The sequence below is a fragment of the Marinomonas sp. A3A genome (assembly GCF_018336955.1).
GTDB classification, from domain to species: domain Bacteria; phylum Pseudomonadota; class Gammaproteobacteria; order Pseudomonadales; family Marinomonadaceae; genus Marinomonas; species Marinomonas lutimaris.
The window spans coordinates 3659890-3679087 of sequence record NZ_CP025532.1 but is presented as its reverse complement, the minus strand read 5'-3'; the positions used below and the strand labels follow the sequence as shown (position 1 = coordinate 3679087).

At 43.5% G+C, this 19198-nt stretch carries 20 protein-coding genes; 16 read left to right on the top strand and 4 right to left on the bottom strand.

From position 1 onward, the window contains the following. Positions 1-96 precede the first annotated feature (96 nt). Positions 97-441, top strand: a complete 345-nt coding sequence (locus CYL31_RS17270; RefSeq protein WP_212916386.1) for a DUF6172 family protein — start codon at positions 97-99, stop codon at positions 439-441. Between the two features lie 271 nt (positions 442-712). Next, positions 713-1528: a DUF2076 domain-containing protein gene (locus CYL31_RS17265; RefSeq protein WP_212916385.1), complete on the top strand. Its 816-nt coding sequence runs from the start codon at positions 713-715 to the stop codon at positions 1526-1528. A gap of 69 nt (positions 1529-1597) precedes the next feature. Here the strand turns inward: CYL31_RS17265 and CYL31_RS17260 are convergent, their stop codons facing one another. Next, positions 1598-2953 (bottom strand): multicopper oxidase family protein, encoded by a 1356-nt coding sequence (locus CYL31_RS17260; protein WP_249411620.1) that lies wholly within the window; start codon positions 2951-2953, stop codon positions 1598-1600. Further along, positions 2950-3864 carry a LysR family transcriptional regulator gene (locus tag CYL31_RS17255; RefSeq protein ID WP_212916384.1) on the bottom strand — a complete coding sequence of 305 codons (915 nt, stop codon included), beginning with the start codon at positions 3862-3864 and terminating at the stop codon, positions 2950-2952. The genes CYL31_RS17260 and CYL31_RS17255 overlap by 4 nt, the downstream gene beginning before the upstream one ends. Positions 3865-3971: 107 nt before the next feature. Between CYL31_RS17255 and CYL31_RS17250 the strand changes: the two genes are divergently transcribed. Beyond that, positions 3972-4895 (top strand): DMT family transporter, encoded by a 924-nt coding sequence (locus CYL31_RS17250; RefSeq protein WP_212916383.1) that lies wholly within the window; start codon positions 3972-3974, stop codon positions 4893-4895. Between the two features lie 25 nt (positions 4896-4920). Here CYL31_RS17250 and CYL31_RS17245 read toward each other — a convergent pair whose 3' ends face one another. Continuing rightward, the gene (locus CYL31_RS17245) at positions 4921-6756 is read right to left on the bottom strand and encodes an ABC transporter ATP-binding protein (RefSeq protein WP_212916382.1); all 1836 of its coding nucleotides are present in this window, start codon (positions 6754-6756) and stop codon (positions 4921-4923) included. A 193-nt stretch (positions 6757-6949) separates the two neighbouring features. On the opposite strand from CYL31_RS17245, the gene CYL31_RS17240 reads away from it, so the two are divergent. The 6 genes from CYL31_RS17240 to CYL31_RS17215 all read left to right on the top strand — a co-directional run bounded on the left by CYL31_RS17240 (position 6950) and on the right by CYL31_RS17215 (position 12521). Continuing rightward, positions 6950-8185 (top strand): cystathionine gamma-synthase family protein, encoded by a 1236-nt coding sequence (locus CYL31_RS17240; protein ID WP_212916381.1) that lies wholly within the window; start codon positions 6950-6952, stop codon positions 8183-8185. 158 nt (positions 8186-8343) lie between these two features. Next, positions 8344-9150, top strand: a complete 807-nt coding sequence (locus tag CYL31_RS17235) for a transporter substrate-binding domain-containing protein (protein ID WP_212916380.1) — start codon at positions 8344-8346, stop codon at positions 9148-9150. Between the two features lie 108 nt (positions 9151-9258). After that, on the top strand, positions 9259-10206 hold the full coding sequence (locus CYL31_RS17230) for an amino acid ABC transporter permease (protein ID WP_212916379.1): 948 nt from the start codon (positions 9259-9261) through the stop codon (positions 10204-10206). 1 nt (position 10207) lies between these two features. Further along, complete coding sequence (locus tag CYL31_RS17225; protein WP_249411619.1) at positions 10208-10945, top strand: amino acid ABC transporter ATP-binding protein; 738 nt, start codon at positions 10208-10210, stop codon at positions 10943-10945. A gap of 329 nt (positions 10946-11274) precedes the next feature. Then, positions 11275-12165 carry a LysR substrate-binding domain-containing protein gene (locus tag CYL31_RS17220; RefSeq protein ID WP_212916378.1) on the top strand — a complete coding sequence of 297 codons (891 nt, stop codon included), beginning with the start codon at positions 11275-11277 and terminating at the stop codon, positions 12163-12165. An 80-nt stretch (positions 12166-12245) separates the two neighbouring features. Further along, positions 12246-12521 carry a TIGR03643 family protein gene (locus CYL31_RS17215; protein WP_283248210.1) on the top strand — a complete coding sequence of 92 codons (276 nt, stop codon included), beginning with the start codon at positions 12246-12248 and terminating at the stop codon, positions 12519-12521. Between the two features lie 46 nt (positions 12522-12567). Here CYL31_RS17215 and CYL31_RS20880 read toward each other — a convergent pair whose 3' ends face one another. Continuing rightward, complete coding sequence (locus CYL31_RS20880) at positions 12568-12987, bottom strand: YebG family protein (protein WP_212916377.1); 420 nt, start codon at positions 12985-12987, stop codon at positions 12568-12570. 127 nt (positions 12988-13114) lie between these two features. Here CYL31_RS20880 and CYL31_RS17205 point away from each other — a divergent pair, with 127 nt between their 5' ends. The 7 genes from CYL31_RS17205 (at position 13115) to CYL31_RS17175 (ending at position 19196) form a co-directional block, all read left to right on the top strand. Further along, positions 13115-13987: a mechanosensitive ion channel family protein gene (locus tag CYL31_RS17205; RefSeq protein ID WP_212916376.1), complete on the top strand. Its 873-nt coding sequence runs from the start codon at positions 13115-13117 to the stop codon at positions 13985-13987. Next, positions 13984-14574, top strand: a complete 591-nt coding sequence (locus tag CYL31_RS17200; RefSeq protein ID WP_249411618.1) for a DUF1439 domain-containing protein — start codon at positions 13984-13986, stop codon at positions 14572-14574. The genes CYL31_RS17205 and CYL31_RS17200 overlap by 4 nt, the downstream gene beginning before the upstream one ends. Positions 14575-14686: 112 nt before the next feature. After that, positions 14687-15166: an FKBP-type peptidyl-prolyl cis-trans isomerase gene (locus CYL31_RS17195; RefSeq protein ID WP_212916375.1), complete on the top strand. Its 480-nt coding sequence runs from the start codon at positions 14687-14689 to the stop codon at positions 15164-15166. Positions 15167-15412: 246 nt separating this feature from the next. Next, positions 15413-15769: a hypothetical protein gene (locus tag CYL31_RS17190; protein WP_212916374.1), complete on the top strand. Its 357-nt coding sequence runs from the start codon at positions 15413-15415 to the stop codon at positions 15767-15769. Positions 15770-15784: 15 nt separating this feature from the next. Then, positions 15785-17161 (top strand): class II fumarate hydratase, encoded by a 1377-nt coding sequence (locus tag CYL31_RS17185; protein WP_212916373.1) that lies wholly within the window; start codon positions 15785-15787, stop codon positions 17159-17161. Between the two features lie 350 nt (positions 17162-17511). Further along, the gene (locus CYL31_RS17180) at positions 17512-18003 is read left to right on the top strand and encodes a MarR family winged helix-turn-helix transcriptional regulator (protein WP_212916372.1); all 492 of its coding nucleotides are present in this window, start codon (positions 17512-17514) and stop codon (positions 18001-18003) included. Between the two features lie 2 nt (positions 18004-18005). Beyond that, positions 18006-19196, top strand: a complete 1191-nt coding sequence (locus tag CYL31_RS17175; protein ID WP_212916371.1) for an HlyD family secretion protein — start codon at positions 18006-18008, stop codon at positions 19194-19196. Positions 19197-19198 lie beyond the last annotated feature (2 nt).

Here is a 19198-nt window from a genome sequence, read left to right as displayed (position 1 = left end):
ACTAATTCATGGCGACAAATAAGGCGATCCGTTATCATGCTCTGCAATGGGAGCATGATAACCTCAGCTCCTGATCTTTAATCCTTTAGGATCCCAATGAAAAAGACCTTTAAGTTATCTCACCCAACCATCAAATACCCACGCCTAATCGAAGCAACGAAAAACGAAGTTAAAAAATATTTAAAAAGAGAGCGCAATAAAAAATTGCCAGAATACGCTGACTTTTGGGGATTTGATTGCCGCTTTGGTCAAACCGAAGCCTTGGCTGAAGAGATTCATGTTGCTCAAATCAATGAAAAAATCAGCTTTGCTGAAAGCAAAGAGTGGACTGAGTTCTACCTTGAAATTCTAGCCACGCCAGCACAACGTACAAAACGTGACGCTGCTGACGAGCAAGAAGATGAATATCTAGAAAGTGAAGAGCACGACGAAGATCGATAAGCAATGCTATTTGATCACAAACATTAAACGCCAGATCATATCTTGATCTGGCGTTTTTGTTTTCAGCCTAGTGCTTTGTGTATTGTTCGCAACTAAGTAAAAATCTTAACTCATTTCAAGATCTTGTTTCCTTTTTCCTGACTCTTTAATCACTTGTTCGCGAGTCGGGCGGCCTTATCATTAAGAGATCGCAGGCCCCTTTTTTTATTTGCCTGCTGACTATTTTTATAGACCTTTGTGCAAAGGTAATATTTAGGTTGGAGATAAAGTGATGAGTAACGACGCGAGCGGTTTAATTGATAGTTTGTTTGAGCGTATTAATATTGCTGAGAAAAACACAGGTGAGCGGGACAAAGAAGCAGAAGCGCAGATTAACAAACACCTTGTTGCGAATCCAGCTGCTCCTTATTACATGGCGCAAACTATCATCATGCAAGAAGCCGCGTTAAAGCAGTTAAATACTCGGGTAGAAGAGCTAGAGCGTAAAGCGTCGGCAAAGCCTAATTCTGGTGGATTCTTGTCTGGGTTATTTGGTGGCGAGCAGGGTGCTTCACAAGAGTCAGTGAAACAAGGTTCAGGTTGGAGGAGAGGTAATTTCTCTCAACCAGGCTTTCAACAGCCCAACAATCAACAGGCAGGCAATCAAGCTTATAACCAACAGCGAGGTACTGGGCGAGGTAGTAGCTTTTTAGGTGGCGCCTTGCAGACCGCCGCTGGCGTGGCTGGTGGCATGGTCGTTGGGAATATGTTGATGAACATGTTTAGCCATCATTCCGAAGCGGACATGGCCAATGTTATTAATGAAACGCCTGCGGCCTCTGATCTTGGGCAAGAGCCAGATATTGGACCCGCATCAGATTCTGGGCAGGAGAGTTTCGCCGATAGCGGTGGCGCAGACCAAGGTGGATTCGGTCAGGCGGGTTTTGATCAATACGGTGAGAGTTTAGACCCTAATCGAGGCTTTGGGCAGGCAGGTTTCGATCAAGCTAATATGGATCAAAGTGACATTGATTCTGGCGGTGTTGATCAAGGTGGATTTGACGACATGGGCGGCTTTGATGACTTTGGTGACGATGACTTTATTTAGTCATAAGCTCTAATAAGTAAAGAGACCAGATTAATTTCGAATCTGGTCTCTCAGTGAGAATTTTATGCTTTATGTCACTTCAACAAAACTCATAAAGCCTGTTTTTAAGTGTTCGATAATATGGCAGTGATACATCCAACGCCCAGGGTTATCGGCAACTAGCGCAGCAAACACGGTTTCGTTTTGACCAAGTAAAACCGTATCCGTATGAAATGGTGTGATGTCTTTTTTATTCGATTTTAAAACCGTGAAAGTATGACCATGTATGTGAATCGGATGGTGATATTGGGTTAAATTCGACAGCTCGAAAATGTAGGTTTTGCCGCGCTCTAATGTGGCAAGAGGGTCAGGAATGTGGCCTTTTGACATGCCTTCCCACGAGCGGCGATTCATCGTCCAGAAGTTGTAGCTGACTTCGCCACCTTTCTCAATCGGCGTAATGTTCGCGTTCCACTCGAAAGCAAATTTAATGGTTTCTGCGTTATCTAAATCTGGTGCGGGAATTGGGTTGAGTGGCAGCTTAGGTAAGCTGCGGTCTTTAAGTTGGCTCGCCACGGCTTTGATGGTCACCATGGGTTTACCCTTGTGTTTAAAGGTGACGGTTTCTCCAACTTTGCTAGGCGCGATTACACCAAGGTCAAGGCGCATGCCAGGCGCTGTCATATGTTGGGTTAAGGCTACGGGTTCGGTGATTGGGTTACCGTCTATGGCGATGATTTGCGCTGCGGGATCGGTTGAGTTTATTTGATACATCACTGTGTTATCGACGTTCAAGAAGCGCACTCGAATCGCGCCGCCGGCAGGCACGTCATAAGTTGGATGGATTTCACCATTGATCGTCATCACTCGACCGGGTGTTCCCATGCGAAAAGCATTTTGTGGCGTTGTCAACGCGGTAAAAGAGCCATCGTCTTTGATGTGCCAGTTTTTCATGCAAAGCACCAGATCTTCATCAAAATCTGGCTTTTCGGCTTCATCTACAATTAGTGCGCCAACCAAGCCTTTACCAAGCTGTTCGACGCTGTTCATATGTGGGTGATACCAGAAAGAGCCAGCATCGGGCGGCGTGAACTCATAGTCGAAGGTTTCGCCGGGCATGATGGGTGGTTGGCTTAAAAACGGCACGCCATCCATTGCAATCGGGATTCTCATACCATGCCAATGAATCGTCGTCGGCTCGTTTAACTTGTTGATTACACGAATACGAATCAGCTGATGTTGCTTGGCGCGAATTACAGGCGCAGGATAACCGCCATTAAAGCAAAGCGCTGGCGTGCTGCCGCCAGAAACAATGTTTACATCGGCTGGCGCGACGATCAATTCATAGTCGAAACCAGCAGACGGCGTAGCAGCAAGAACGACTCTAGGCAGTGTACTTGTCATGGCTACTAAAAGGCTGGATTTTATAAAATTACGTCGGTTCAAAACGGTTTTTCCTGTGCATGCTGTGAATGGTTTGATGGTGATTCACCATGATTATTTTGTTTAATCATCTGAGTGAAAGCGTCTAAAGCGGGAAATTGACCACCATCATTGCGCCAAATAAAGTGGTTTTCAATGGTTTCTAGTTCTTCGAATTCATATCCGACTAATCCCATGCCCGATTGATATTGTTCGTAGATGCCTTTTGGAACCAGTGATATGCCGCTTCCCGCGCTGACACAGCCAATGATGGTGCCGTAGCTGGCGATACTGGTAATGGGCGCTTTTACCTTGTTTTGATTGAGCCAAGTTGCTAGTGCGGCTCGATATGGGCAAGGTTCCGGCCACATGAAGATGGTTTTTCCCTCTATATCCTTCACGGACTTGATGGGATCGGCAGAGGTGGAGGAAATAAGCACCAGATCTTCATTGAAGAACGTCGTACTGTCTACAAAGGATCGGTCAATATCAACGGCGACAATTGCACCATCCAGTCTGTGATGTTGTATATCGTCTAAAAGTTGTGACCAAGTGCCGGTTTTAAATTGCAGTTCAACGTTCGGATATTGCGTGTGAAACTTTGTCAGCATAGGCGGTAAACGACTGGTTGCCGAAGACTCAATGGCACCAATTCGCAGTGGGCCAGATGGCTCTGACGTTGGGTCAACCGCGCGCTTGGCTTCTTCGGTTAGCGATAGAATTTTATCCGCATAGGTTAGAAATACTTCTCCAGCTGGCGTAATGCGCAAGCCGCGTCCTTCTCGGTAAAACAAGGTGGTTTTTAGCTCTGTTTCCAGGGCTTTAATTCTCGCCGTGACATTAGAAGGAACGCAGTGTAATGCAACGGACGCTTGCGCCACACTGCCAAGATTGGCAACCATTTTAAACATTCGAATTTGAGCGAGTTCCATCATTCATTCCAAGTGAATACTGACCTCAGTATTCGTTAATTGTTGTATTGAGCCTTTCTCTTAATACTAACTCCTTCTTAGACGGCGAGTGAATTTTAAAAGGGTTATATATGCAAAAGGTGAATAGAAAGACGGAGGCCAAGCTGGTTATTGCTACGATGTTTGTTGTGGTGTGTTGGGCGTATTCACCCATTGGTATTCATATCGGCCTTGCATCATATTCGCCCGGTCAGTTAGCGTTATTACGCTTTATCATTGCCTCTGTTTTTATGGGAATGGTAGCGATTTATCAGGGTGTGCAAGTGCCTAAATTTAAGGATATTCCCTTGTTGTTTGTGCTTGGTTTTTTTGCCGTAGCCTTACATCACATTGCGCTAAATTTTGGTCAGCGCGGTGTGAGTGCAGGGGCGGCGAGTGTGTTAGCGCAATCGACGCCGATTTTTACCGTAATTATTTCGCGCTGTGTGTTAAAGGAGCGGATTAATGCATGGCGTTGGTGCTGTGTATTGGGCGGCATGATAGGCGCGGTGATCGTAGTGATCGGTGATAAAGGCATCGGCAATATCAACTTTAATGGTTTATTGATTCTTGTGGCGGCTTGCTCTTGGAGTGTGTATTTCATTCTGCAAAAACGTTCTTCGCAGAGTTACAGTACCTTAACCATGGTGTGTTATACGGTGTGGACAGGCACAGTAGTTTTGTTGGTATTTTCTTCTGGGTTGTTGACCTCTATGTTGGATTCTAACTTTCAGGTAAATTTTGCAGTGGTGATTTTGGGCATTTTTCCGAGCGCATTGGCGTACGTGGCTTGGGCTTATGTTTTGTCGCACACAGAAGTCAGTAAAATATCCATTGTGCTGTATTTGATTCCGCCTACTGCTATGGTAATGGCCTCGTTTGTTTTGGGTGAGTTGCCTTCTGCTTTGGTTATGCTTGGTGGCGGTATTGTGATTTTAAGCGTATTGGCAATGAGCCTAGAAAAAGTGTGTCGCCATAATGTCTTTGTTAAAAGACTGTATGGCAAAATACGTTAGTGGCTATTTATAGCAATGCGCCTAGCTATTTATAACCCTGCGCCTGCAAGGTAAACAAATGTGCGTATTGGCCTTGTTGAGCTAATAGTGACTCGTGGGTGCCGCGCTCTTTAATTTGCCCATGTTCCATGACAATAATCTCGTGTGCGAGACGAACGGTGGAGAAACGATGTGAAATCAGAATCGCCATTTTGTCTTTGGTGTGTTTTTGAAAATGCTGGAAAATATTGGCTTCGGCTTGGGCGTCCATGGCTGCGGTCGGCTCGTCTAATACCAAAATATCCGCGTCTTCGCGCATAAAAGCACGCGCCAAGGCGATTTTTTGCCATTGCCCACCAGACAATTCTTGTCCGCCACGGAACCAGCGGCCAAGTTGGGTGTGGTAACCTTGTTCCAGCTCATCAATAAAGTCGGTGGCCTTGCCAAGTTCCGCTGCTTTTTTCCAGCCAGTTTGATCATTAAATCTGTCGTTGTCGCCCGCGCCGATGTTTTCACCAACAATAAATTGATAACGCACAAAGTCTTGGAATATCACGCCAACACGCTTCAGTAGTGCACTTTCTTCCCATTCCAGTAAATCTAAGCCGTCTAGCAAAATGCGCCCTTGTGTTGGGTTATAAAGACGAGTCAGCAGTTTAATGAGAGTGGTTTTGCCTGAGCCATTTTCACCGACAATCGCTAGGCTGTGGCCAGGGCGAATGTGTAGATTGATGTTGGCAAGTGCGGGTCGTTCGCTACCTGGATATTGGAAAGAGACATTTTCAAAACGAATGCCATCGTTTGGAGTTGGCCCTACTAACAAACCGGATGTTGAAAGCGGCGTTTCTTGTTCTAGATACTCGTAGAGATTGGATAAATACAAATTGTCTTCGTACATGCCACTAATGGCGGTAAGAGAAGCGGAAACCGAACTTTGACCTTGTTTGAATAACAGCAAATACATTGTCATTTGCCCCAAAGTAATCGCGCCAATAATGGTATCGCTGACGATCCAACCATAGGCGCCATAAAACACCAAAGTACTTATCACGCCAAGGGCGAAGCCCCAGCTTTCGCGACGCAAAATCAGTCGCTTACTTTCTTTGAATAGTTTGATGAATATTTCTGTGTAACGCTGTAAAAAACGATCACCCAATTGATATAGGCGAACTTCTTTTATGTTGTCTTCCCGAGCCAATAAGGTTTCTAAATAGTTTTGCTGACGCACTTCTGGCGAGCGCCAACGAAACATCAAAAAGGCATCGCCAGAAAACTTGGCCTCAGCGATAAAGGAAGGTAAAGCACCGCACACCAATAACGCCAACGCCCACGGTGAAAAATGCCACAGCAAGACCGCAAAGCTGGATAACGAGATAGCATTTTGCAGTAGTGCAAAGGTTTTATTCACCAGAGCAAGCGGGCGGCTAGATGCTTCGCGGCGAGCGCGAACTAATTTGTCGTAAAATTCAGAATCTTCAAAATGGGACAGGGTTAAGCTTTGTGCTTTTTCTAATATTAGCAGGTTGACTTTTTGACCTAATAAACCTTGTAAAATGGCCTGCTGAGCGCTTAATGCGCGTTGCGCGGCGGCAATCACCAACACCAAAATTCCCTCTAACACCACATAGTTGAGCGCGGTTTGATAGTGCAGAACTTGGTCTTGTTTATAGCTTTCCATGGCGGCAACAACCGCATCCACGATCAACTGTCCCACATACGCCATGGCGGCTGGCGTGACACCAGCAATTAGGGTTGCCAATGCCAAACCGATAGTTAACGCAGGTGAGGTTTTCCAAACCAAATCAATTGCGCGACGGCTATAACGAAAGACGCCAAACATATTTTTATCGACAGTATTATTAGGCGAAGCAGCAGGTTTCATTAAAGGTCCTAGAAGTCAGGAAATGAGCGCAGAGGAGTGAATAGTATAAGTCATTAAGCCGAAGTTTTATCCATTAAAAAAACCGACCCTTAGTGCTTGATAAGATGATTTCTCGCGTTTTCATCGTTTGGCTATAGTGAAAGCTAATGGAATTTATACTGGCTGTTTAGCCATAGAATGTGAGAGATCTGTAATGAGTAATAAATTGGCGAAGCCTACCTTTGATAAAGCAGGAAGTGGAACGCGTTCGGTATGGAGCGGCGAGCAAGTGGATCACCCTTATCGTGCGACGCAAACTCCTATTGTAGCGAGTGCCGCTTATGGCTACCAAGATATTGATGAATGGTACGACGTTGCTTTGGGGGCCGCTCCCGGTTTTATTTATAGCCGCATGAGTAATCCTACCGTAGAAACCTTAGAGGCAAAGATCTGTGGTCTAGAAAACGCCGAGTCGGCGGTTGCTTTTAGTACGGGTATGGCAGCGATCAGCAGTGTGCTTTATACCTTTTTATCAAACGGCTGCCGTGTTGTATCGACGAAAGACAGCTATGGCGGTACCAATAAAGTCTTTGAAGAATTTTTACCCCGAATGGGCGTGAGTGTGATGCTTTGCGAAACGCACAGTCATGAGCAAATTGAAGAAGAAATCGCCAAAGGTTGCGATGTTTTATATTTGGAAACACCAACTAACCCGACGTTGAAAATTGTCGATGTGAAACGTCTTGTCGCTGCCGCTAAAAAAGTTGGCGCTTTGGTGATGGCGGATAACACTTTTGCGACGCCTTTGAACCAAAGCCCTTTGGCGCTAGGTGTCGACATTGTTGTGCACAGTGCGACTAAGTTCTTGAGCGGTCACGCCGATGCTATGGGCGGTTTGGTATGTGGCTCTGAAGATTTGATGGCCAAAGTCCGCCATTATCGAGAAATTAACGGTGCGTCGTTGGATCCGTTTTCTGCGTATTTGATTATTCGTGGTATGAAAACCTTGGCACTACGTATTCGCCAACAACAAAGCAGCGCGCAGGCGATTGCGGAATATTTATTGACTGAACCCTTGGTGGAAGCGGTGAATTATCCAGGACTGCCAAACCACCCGAATCACGAGATTGCCTGTGAGCAGATGCTAGGCTTTGGAGCAATTGTCAGTTTTGTTTTAGTGGGGGGTATGGATACGGTTAAAGTTTTATTACCACAATTACAATACGCCCATTGCGCGGGGAACTTGGGCGCAGTAGAAACTATTTATGGGCCTGCCAGAACAACAAGTCATGTGGAAAATACCTTAGAAGAGCGTTTGGCTCTGGGCATTTCAGAAGGTTTAGTGCGGATATCTGTGGGGATTGAAGACACTGAAGATTTAATCGCTGATTTGCAGCAGGCGTTTGAACGAGTCAGGACGCTTGCTTGCTCAGCAACTGACTGGGTTTAATTTTGAGCAAAATGAAAAATACGTTGGAGTTCATTAACGTTTCAATAGGGACTGTTCGTCGCAACTCCTGTATTATGCGCCGCTAGAAAATGGCGTTCGAGTAATGCATTTAAAACAGATTAGGGTTTGTTTTTACAAAAAATTGGGGACATATAAGAATGAAAAAAATATTTATTACTGCATTGGCTCTATGTAGTGCAACGCTGGCATCAGCTTCAGACAATGATCTGTGGGAAAAATCAACGTTAAACCAAGTGCTTAAGCGTGGTGAACTTCGTGTTTGTGCGGAAGCAGGCTACATGCCTTTTGATATGCGCGATAAAAAAGGCGACATCGTTGGTTTTGACGTGGATATTGCGAAAACCATGGCAAAAGCGATGGGCGTTAAACTGGATATTCGTAACACTGCTTGGGATGGGATCATTCCTGCGTTGTTGACAGATAAGTGCGATATCATTATTTCTGGTATGACGATTACGCCTGAGCGTAATTTGAAAGTGAACTTCACCGATCCCTACATTGTTGTTGGTCAAACAATTTTGTTAAGCCCTAAGCTTAAAGGCAAAGTGACTAATTACCGTGATTTAAACGATGCTAAATACACCATAGCTACTAAATTGGGTGCGACATCCGATTACGCTGTAAAAAGATACATGAGCAAAGCCAAATTGAATCTGTTTGAAACAGAATCAGAAGGCGTGCTTGAAGTGGTGAACGGTAATGCCGATGCTTTCGTTTATGATTTGCCATATAACGCGATTTATTCAGCTCAGAATGAAGGCAAAGTAGTGCATTTAGACGAGTCTTTCACCTATGAGCCGCTCGGTTTTGCGATTCGTAAAGGTGACCCAGACTTTATGAATTTCTTGAATAACTACCTTGCGCAAATTAAAGGCGATGGTACTTACGACAAGATCTATCAAAAATGGTTTGCTAGCAGCTCTTGGATCAGCAACGTTCAGTAATATAGATATCAGACAAAAGTGGCGCAGATTAGCGCCACTTTTTGTTGGCTCTTCTTTGAATAAAACACGGCTCTTTGAGTTAAAAAAACACGACGGGACTTCTCATCGATGGAAAAACAATCTCATCTACTTTTGTGGAAAGCAGTCTTCGTTCTAATCATCATAGGACTAGGCTTTGGCATTTATGCTGGCAGCAAAAGCATTGACTACACTTGGCGCTGGGAACGAATTCCGCAGTACATAATCAACACTGAAGCAACGACGGTGCGATCACCTTTTGATGGAACAGCCACTATCGAAAAAGGCAATAAGCTGGTAGTGACTTCCGACTACGGTGATGATCCGTTGGTAATCAAGAAGTTTGATAACTTGTTGGTGAGTAATGGTGATTTGGTGTTTGAGGGTGATCCTCTTGTTGAGGTAGAAAACTGGAATATTGGCCCGCTTACGTGGGGGCTGGTGATGACATTGCAGTTGTCTGTGGTGTCTTTGGTTTTTGCTGTGGTTATCGGTTTATTCGCTGGCTTGGCTCGAATATCGACTAATCCGGCACTACGTTATTTGTCCGTTACTTATATCGAACTTATTCGTGGTACGCCCTTACTAGTTCAGATTTTTATCTTCTACTTTTTTATTGGCACCGTGTTAGATCTAGATCGTTTTACTGCCGGTGTGGCGGCCTTGTCTGTGTTTACTGGCGCCTACATTGCAGAAATAGTGCGCTCTGGTATTCAGTCAATTAGCCCAGGGCAAATGGAAGCAGCGCGCAGCTTAGGAATGAATTACGTTCAGGCCATGGTTAATGTGATTTTGCCTCAGGCGTTTAAGCGTACGCTACCGCCAATGGCGGGACAGTTTATTAATTTGATTAAAGATTCGTCTTTGGTGTCGGTTATTTCCATTACCGATTTAACTAAGGCTGGCCGAGAAGTGGTGAGTTCTACTTTTGCGCCATTTGAAGTGTGGTTCGCCGTGGCTCTTATGTATTTAGTGTTAACCGGCGCTTTGTCTTGGGCCATTCAGCGTCTTGAAAAGAGGTTATCTGCCAGTGACTAATATGACCGATAAGAGCATCATTCAAGCTCGTAATATTGAAAAGATTTACCCGAATGGCTGTCATGCTTTAAAAAACGTTTCTCTCGATATTAATCGTGGTGAAGTGGTGGTGATTATTGGGCCAAGCGGCTCAGGTAAGTCGACGTTTTTACGTACCTTGAATCAGTTGGAAACCATTTCTGATGGCACGATTCATATTGACGAAGTGAGCCTGACAGACAGGAAAACCAATATCAATAAAGTACGTGAAGAAGTGGGCATGGTGTTCCAGTCCTTTAATCTTTTTCCGCACAAAACCGCGCTTGGTAACGTAGCTTTATCACCGATTAAAGTGAAGAAAAAGCCTCGTACAGTCGCGGAACAAGAAGGCCGTGAGTTGCTTAAAAAAGTAGGCCTAGCTGAACGCATGAATAACTACCCGTCGCACTTGTCTGGTGGTCAGCAGCAGCGTGTGGCAATAGCAAGAGCATTAGCCATGCACCCTAAGATTATGCTGTTTGATGAACCAACCAGTGCGCTTGATCCAGAAATGGTTGGGGAAGTGTTAGACGTTATGAAAAGCCTCGCCAGCGATGGCATGACTATGGTCGTGGTAACGCATGAAATGGGCTTCGCTCGTGAAGTGGCAGATCGCGTAGTGTTCATGGAAGAGGGCGAGTTAGTGTTCGAAGAAAGCCCTGAGCGCTTCTTTAGTTCTGATAACCCACGTCTACAGCGTTTCCTTGGGCAAGTCCTCTAGGGAAGGTACGAACAAGTCCTCTTGTCTCAGCATGTGGATAAAAGCCTGTTTTTCGAGGCGAGTGCCGAATGGGAATAGTGGTTCTATTTTCGAGGTGCTCAACAAAGAATACAGGCTTTTAGAGCATGCCCTGCGGGTCTTTCAGAGAAAACGCCACATGTTGTTGCGACTCTTTGAAAGGTACCTACATTCCTTCAGAGTCGCGCCTTATTTGACGATTTCTCTGAAAGACTGAGTCTTAGTAGACTTATTCGCACCTTCCCTAGTATTGATGACAAATCTTGGCCACAATTGTTGGTCAAGATTCTCTCCTTGTTTGGATATTCATCATGAATAAGAAATCCCTTCCTCCATTAAATTGGCTGCATACCTTTGAAGTATCGGCTCGATGTCTTAATTTCACTCATGCTGCTGAAGAGTTGTGCTTGACCCAAGGAGCAGTGAGTCAGCAGATTCGTTTGTTAGAAAGCCATTTGGGGGTGTCGTTATTTAAACGTTTGCCACGTGGTTTGAGTTTAACGGAAGAAGGGCGTTCTTACTTTCCCGTGGTAAAGGACGCTATTTCTCGTTTAGCTGTCGGCACGAACGAGATCTTTACCCAACATGATAAACAAACCATCAAAATTTGCGGGAGCTTGTCGTTCTTTTCTCACTGGTTAGCGCCCAAATTGGCTGATTTTAGTGTGACTTATCCTCAATACGATATTCGCTACGTGAGCAATATTTGGGTACAAGCATTAGACGATGAAGATGATATGGAAATTCGCTGGGGACATGGCGAATGGACAGGATTGATCTCGCAGCGACTGACTTGGGATCGCTTGGTGCCTGTTTGTTCACCTGAATTGATGGCGCGATCACCTTTGTTGGAGCCAGCGGATTTAGCGAATCATTCGCTTCTGCATGTTATCGGTTACGAAGAGGGGTGGGGCTATTGGCTGAATATAATGGGTGTGGACATTGTTGATTCGTCAGTGGGCATGCAATTCGATACGCTTGTTTCTACATTGCGCATGGCAGAACTTGGGCAAGGTGTGGCCTTGGCGCGTTCTTCTATGGTTGAAGACATGTTGAATGAGGGAAAACTAGTCGCGCCGTTTGGACAAGGCATTGAAGCCAGTGAATCGTTTTATTTAGTGCGACGATCTGGTGCTGAATTACATGGTGCTGCGGCTGTGTTTTTCGATTGGTTGGTTAGACAGACTCATATGTCTAAATAAGTGTCTTATTGAAAATAGGTGATCTGTTGATTGAGGCCTTTCGTATAATGCATATCATGGTTATTACTTAAGGGCATATTTTGACTCCAGACTATATTTTGACTCCAGATAAGTCACGAATTATCGAAATGGCTTGGGAAGATCGCACGCCATTTGAAGCCATTCAAACTCTTTATGGTCTTTCAGAGCCTGATGTTATTTTGTTAATGCGCAGCAATCTAAAATCTAAAGCCTTTAAAAATTGGCGGGCTAGAGTATCTGGGCGTGCAAGTAAACATTTGGCGCTGCGCAATCCTGATGTTTCTCGTGGTTACTGTAAAACGCAGTATAAAATCCGCGCTAACAAAGGTTACTAATTATTTGAGCCATTATTAGCTTCGGAGTAATGAAAGTGATGCTGCATTACGCGGCATCACTTTCACGAAAATCGACTAGTTCGTCATCAAACACTACGTTGCTTTCATCTTCGTTATATACCACATCTTCATCTGGTTCTATCACTAGGTCTTCAAGCGTTTTTTTAGGCGCAGTTTCTGCTAGATCAAGCTGTGCGCTGGCAGCCTTGTTTGCTTTTTTAGTTTTCTGAGGGCTTTTCTTTTTGTTACTAAAGACGTCTAAAATAGAGTCTTTGTTCTGTGCAAGATACATGGAAAGCGCTTCTTTTTGACTGTGATCTCCAGCTAGTTCGCTTTGATCCAAAATCTCATATAGCGCTTCAGCAGTATCCAACAATTTGTCGTACGCATCGGCTTCCGCTTTTGAAGTAAACGTCATTTTTTCGATTCCATCGCGTTCTACAACATATTTGATAATTACAGGCATAATCCACCTCGTGAAAAATAATACTGTATAAATATACAGTTATTTTTCGTTGTTTGTCTAGCGCTTTTATTTGTTGATCCTAACAATGATTGTTAAAGTAGCCTGCTCAATAAAGGAAACACTTTTTATGCCTGTTGATTTTTCCCAATTAGACTTTTCCATTCTGATGGATCACGTTGAGATTGTTTTAACAGTCGCTTGGATTTTATTGTCTTACATTGTTCGACGTTACACTAAGCGCGCTATTCGACTCCATCAAAAGATTGAACACGATAAGAAACGTCAAAGAATTAATACCGTCGACAATATATTTAACCTGTTTTTGGTGGTTGGTCTGGTTCTAATTTGGTCATCTGAATTGCAAAATATTGCTATCTCAATCGCCGCCTTCATGGTGGCATTGGTTATCGCAACGAAAGAATTTATCGCCTGTATCGTTGGTGCGTTTTATCGCGCTAGTACACGGCCGTATCAAGTTGGTGACTGGATACGTATCGCTAATTATGAAGGTGAAGTGACCGACAGTGACTGGCTATCGACAACCTTATTTGAAGTCGACTTGAAAGGAGCAAGTTATACTTATACAGGCCGGACAACGGTTGTCCCGAATAGTGTTTTATTGCAGCATACAGTGCAAAATTTAAACTACATGCGCCGTTATGTGACGCATACGTTTTCTATTTCTCGTCATGCGGATGATGTGAACTTGTTTACGATAAAAGAACAGATTCTCGATAAAATTCGCCAATACAGCGAGCATTTTCACGATGTGGCTATTCGTTATAACAGCCTCATTGAGAAACGTTTGGACATCAAGATTTCAGGCCCCGAGCCGCGAGTTCGAATTACAACAACGGTTGAAGGCTATAACGTTTTTACTATTTCATTGTTCTGCCCAACCGATGAAGCGGTTGAAATAGAGCAAAAAGTCACCGAAGATTTTATGAGATTCTGGTATGAAAAACGCGACATGAATGCTAACGGAGTACAGGAAGAATGATGCGATTTACTCGTACTATTGCAACTCTTATGCTGATATCAACTTCAGTGCTTTTGGTCGGTTGTAATAGCTTCCGTGTCAGCGAAGATGATGTAAATAAAGAAGTTGCTAAGCAATTAGCTCAGCCACAGGAAAATCATATTCAGCTGACTTTAGACAGTAATACCCTCAATCTGGACCTTTTGGTAACATCTGCACAGATCGATTTTACCGAGCGCGATGGTGGTCTGGTACTTGTTGATCTTATGAGTAAAATGACCGGTACTTTAACTGCATTTGGTCAGACTTTTTCACTGACTACAAATGTGAACCCTTCTTTTGAATCTGGTGTGAGAATCGAAGAAGATCGCTTGTATTTGGTCGCGCCAAAAATCACCCAAATTGAGGTAGAAGGTTCAAGCTTTAACGACAAAATGCTGCGATCTACTTTAGGATCCTTACATGATGATTTTGAAAAGGCGCTGGTGCAGTATTTTGATGAACATCCAGTCTACGTACTAAACCATTCTCCATTTGAAAAAACCGCCGCGTCCTTGGTGAAAGACATCATTATTAAAGAAGATTTCTTAGAGCTTTCTATTTTTTAGGTAAGACGGGTCTAGGTAAGTTTCTACATAGTCACTATAATGCCCCAATACTACAGAACCCGATAGACTAAGCCTTAGCGCTTAATTATTGAATTAAAAATGAGGAAACAGCATGTCGATTGCAGACAATCAAGTCGTTCAATTTCACTATACTTTGCGTCATGGCGAAGAGTTGATCGAAACTTCTGCGGGTAAAGATCCAGCGGCGTATTTACATGGCCACGGTAATGTTATTCCAGGGCTTGAAAAAGCAATGGAAGGAAAAGAAGTCGGTGACGAGTTTGAAGTTACCGTTGCTTGCGCTGATGCCTATGGTGAGCGTCATGAAGATCGTCAGCAACAAGTACCAGTCAAACATCTACAAGGCGCGAAACGCTGGAAAGCTGGCATGGTTGCTATGGTGCAAACCGACAAAGGTATGCGTCAGGTAACCGTCGTGAAAGTAGGTTTGAAGCACGCCACGGTTGATTTGAATCACCCATTGTCTGGTAAAGACCTGACTTTCAACATTCAAATCGTTGACTCTCGTGAAGCGACGAATGATGAAATTGCTCATGGTCATGCGCACGGTGTTGGTGGTCATCATCACTAAGAGCAAAGCTCTTTAAGTATTGTTGTTTACAAAGAAAGCCCCTGTTATGGATGACATAGCAGGGGCTTTTGCGTTTTATCCTTTTATTTTTTGAGTTGTGAGGAAACGACTGATTTGAATCAAGTAATCGCAGCAAATAGTTAAATTTAATAAGAATCGTTATCAACTACTTGACAGGTCTCGCCTTCATGCACATTATTGATAATAGTTATCATTTATGTTGTTAGATTTTCAGAGGGCAAAGCGATGAGTCATTATTTAGTGCCATTTTCAGTACTCGAGCAGACCATTCAGGGCGGGCAGTGTGCAGATTCCCCAGAAGTGCTCTATCATTATTTGAACTTAACAGAAGAGTACGCTGAGCGATTGAACATTACCGATGCAACTTTGCTGCATCAAAGAGTGTTTAATGTGTTGCTGGATACGGTTTGTGATACCAGTGTTGCGCCTCACTGGCGCCAGACTTGTTTAGATAAGGTGTATTTGCCCTTGTCACACCTCAAACATTTAATTGTGACGTATCAAGATGCCAAGAACTATTTCAAGATGGAGCATAATTTACGAATTTTGAGCCATTACTTTATTTCTTCCTTCGAACAATAAGGACATCATTTACTAATGAAAATGCGTATTGAAAAAGATAGCATGGGCGAATTAGAAGTCCCAGAAAAAGCACTCTATGGCGCCCAAACACAACGAGCCATTAACAACTTTCCTATCAGCGACGAGCCACTTCCAGAAGCCTTTATTCGCTCTCTTATCTTAATCAAGGCCGCCGCTGCACGAGCTAATGAATCCCTTGAATGCATAACGCCTGAAATGTCTAAAGCGATTCAAAATGCCTGTGACGAACTTCTAAACACCGATGATTTGATGCAGCATTTTCCTGTGGATGTATTTCAAACAGGCTCGGGTACCAGCTCGAATATGAATGCTAACGAAGTGATCGCAACCATTGCCAGTAAAAAGTTGGGAGCACGCGTTAATCCAAATGATCATGTGAATTATGGTCAAAGCAGCAACGATGTTATTCCTAGTGCTATTCATGTCAGCGCCACATTGGAATTAACTGGTCATCTTTTGCCTGTATTGGTTCATCTAAAAGACACTATTCTAGAGAAAGGCACAGCTCTGGCGGGATACACTAAAACTGGCAGAACACATTTGATGGATGCTATGCCAGTTCGCATGGATCAAACCTTTCATGCTTGGGCGGCTCAGCTGCAAGATCATATCGATAACTTAACCTATCTGGAGAACAAAACGACTCAATTGGCGCAAGGAGGTACCGCAGTGGGAACGGGTATTAATGCCCATCCAGAATTCGCTGAACTATTTGCCAAAGAACTGTCTAACCTAACAAATGTCACTTTCAGCCAGGGTAATAACTTTTTTGCCTTGATTGGTTCTCAAGATACTGCTGTTGCCTTATCTGGTCAGTTAAAAGCGGTAGCGGTGACTTATATGAAAATTGCCAATGACCTTCGTTGGATGAATTCTGGCCCATTAGCAGGGTTAGGTGAAATTTCCCTACAAGCCTTGCAACCAGGTTCATCTATTATGCCAGGTAAAGTGAATCCAGTGATTCCAGAAGCAACGGCTATGGTCGCGGCGCAGGTGATAGGTAATGACGCGGCGATTACCATAGGTGGGCAATCCGGTAATTTCGAATTGAACGTCATGTTACCAATGATTGCCAAGAATCTATTAAACAGTATCAAGCTGCTGGCAAACAGTGGGCAGCTTTTGGCTGACAATGCTATTGCGACACTAGTGGTAAATGAAGATAAATTGAACCAAGCATTGCATCGTAATCCTATTTTAGTGACCGCACTTAATCCGATTATTGGTTATGGCAAAGCCGCAGAAATTGCCAAAAAGGCTTACAAAGAAGGTCGTCCAGTGGTGGATGTTGCCGAAGAAGAAACAGACATTAGCCGAGAAGAATTACTTACTTTATTAGATCCAGCCAAGCTAACCCACGGGGGGATTTAATAAAGTGGAGAAAAGGTTTCCTTATTTGGTTGTTCCCTTACCTAATAAGGAAAACGAGCCAGCGCCCGCGCTGGCTTTTTTTTGTCTTGGCGCTATTCTTTTCAGCATAAGCAAAACTTACTTGTTAAGCGCTTTTTTAGGTGTGATGTTGGTTAGCTTGCGATCTTATATACCACTCATGTTGCATCCCTAATTTATTAAGAATGTGCATAAAACAATCAATTTTCAAAAACACCATTAAATAGTGCAGCGCTAATATTGACGGGTTGAGGGCATAATAGCGATAATTTAATTGCCTAGGCATCTATTGCATAGGCAATTTTCTTTATGTCACTCTAACTAGGCTGAAAATGACTCAATCCCCCCAAGACTCTCATGAGTTTTTATTTACTAATATTGGATTTTTACTCGGTAAAACCAATCAGATAAAAGATCGTTTACTTGATCAATTCTTGATTGAAGAGGACATTACAGCGGGTCAAGTTAAGGTGCTGTTTAGACTTTATTTCCAAAATAATCAGCGTTCTTCTGATATTAGTAAGTCATTAAACGTTGATGGCGGTGCAATGACGAGAATGTTGGATCGGCTGGAGAAAAAACACTTAATTCAGCGAATAGCTGATCCTGATGACCGTCGTTCCGTTTTAATTAAATTAACTGACAACGGCCATATTGTGACATCCCGTGCTATTCCTCTTGCTCAAGCTGCCATTGACAATTTAACCGAATGTTTAACATTCGAAGAAAAGCAAAATTTATTACATGGCTTAAGTAAAATTGTTGCCTCGTTTCTATCAGAAGATTGCCCTTCTTCTCTTTTTAAAACTAATGGTGAAAAATAATCATGCAAGACAATGTTGAAAACACAGTGACACCAAAAAACAGCAAGCGAACTAAGAGCTTAGTGATTCTGTTTAGTATTGTTGTGCTTGGTGCATTAGGTGCTGGCTGGTACTACAAAGAGTATGTTGTTGGCAATCAAAATACAGATGATGCCTACGTTCAAGGCAATATCGTTTCTATCACGTCTGAAACGGAAGGAACGGTTACGCGTATTACCGTTGACGATGGTGATTTTGTGCTGAAGGGACAAGTGTTAGTCAGTTTTGATAACGCCGATACAGATCTCCAATATGAAAATGCCAAATCAGAATTAGCTCAAACAGTCCGCCAAGTAAGAGTTATGTTTAACAATGAGACCCAAGCGAAAGCGGTTGTTGAGTCTAAGAAAATAACGCTAAACAAAGTACAAAGAGATTATGAACGCCGTAAAAATATGGTGAATGTCGGAGGCGTGACCAGAGAAGAATTAAGTCATGCAAAAGATACGGTGGATTCAGCTACCACGGAACTGGATGTTGCGATAGAGCAATTGAATGCAGAATCATCCATGATCTCTGGTACAACAGTGGAAACACATCCGCTTGTTAAATCCGCTATTACCAGTTTGAAACAAGCTTATCTAGCTAAACAGCGAACAGACATTGTTGCCCCTGTGACCGGTTATGTAGCCCGTCGCCAAGTGCAGTTGGGCCAACGAGTTTCGCCAAGCTCAACACTCATGGCCGTTGTGCCACTAAACGAAGTATGGGTAGACGCAAATTTTAAAGAAACTCAATTGGATGATATGCGTATTGGTCAGCCAGTTTCTATGGTTAGTGATTTGTATGGTGACGAGGTTATTTTTCACGGCACCGTAGAAAGCTTAGGCATTGGTACAGGCAGTGCTTTTTCTGTGTTACCGGCACAAAATGCCACAGGTAACTGGATTAAGATTGTCCAACGCTTGCCTGTTCGTATCAAGCTAGACGGTGATGATATTGCACGTCACCCTTTGCGTATTGGTCTTTCTATGAGTGTTGATGTGGACACCACAGATATGTCGGGGCAATTGTTATCGACCACCAGTCCCAAAATGCCGCGTTTTGAAACGAATGCTTATAACCAACCTACAGAAAAAATTCAGCAGGTTATCAGCCAGATAATCAAAGACAACGATGCTCAGCTTAAACAGACATCTACTGATAAATCGTAAGG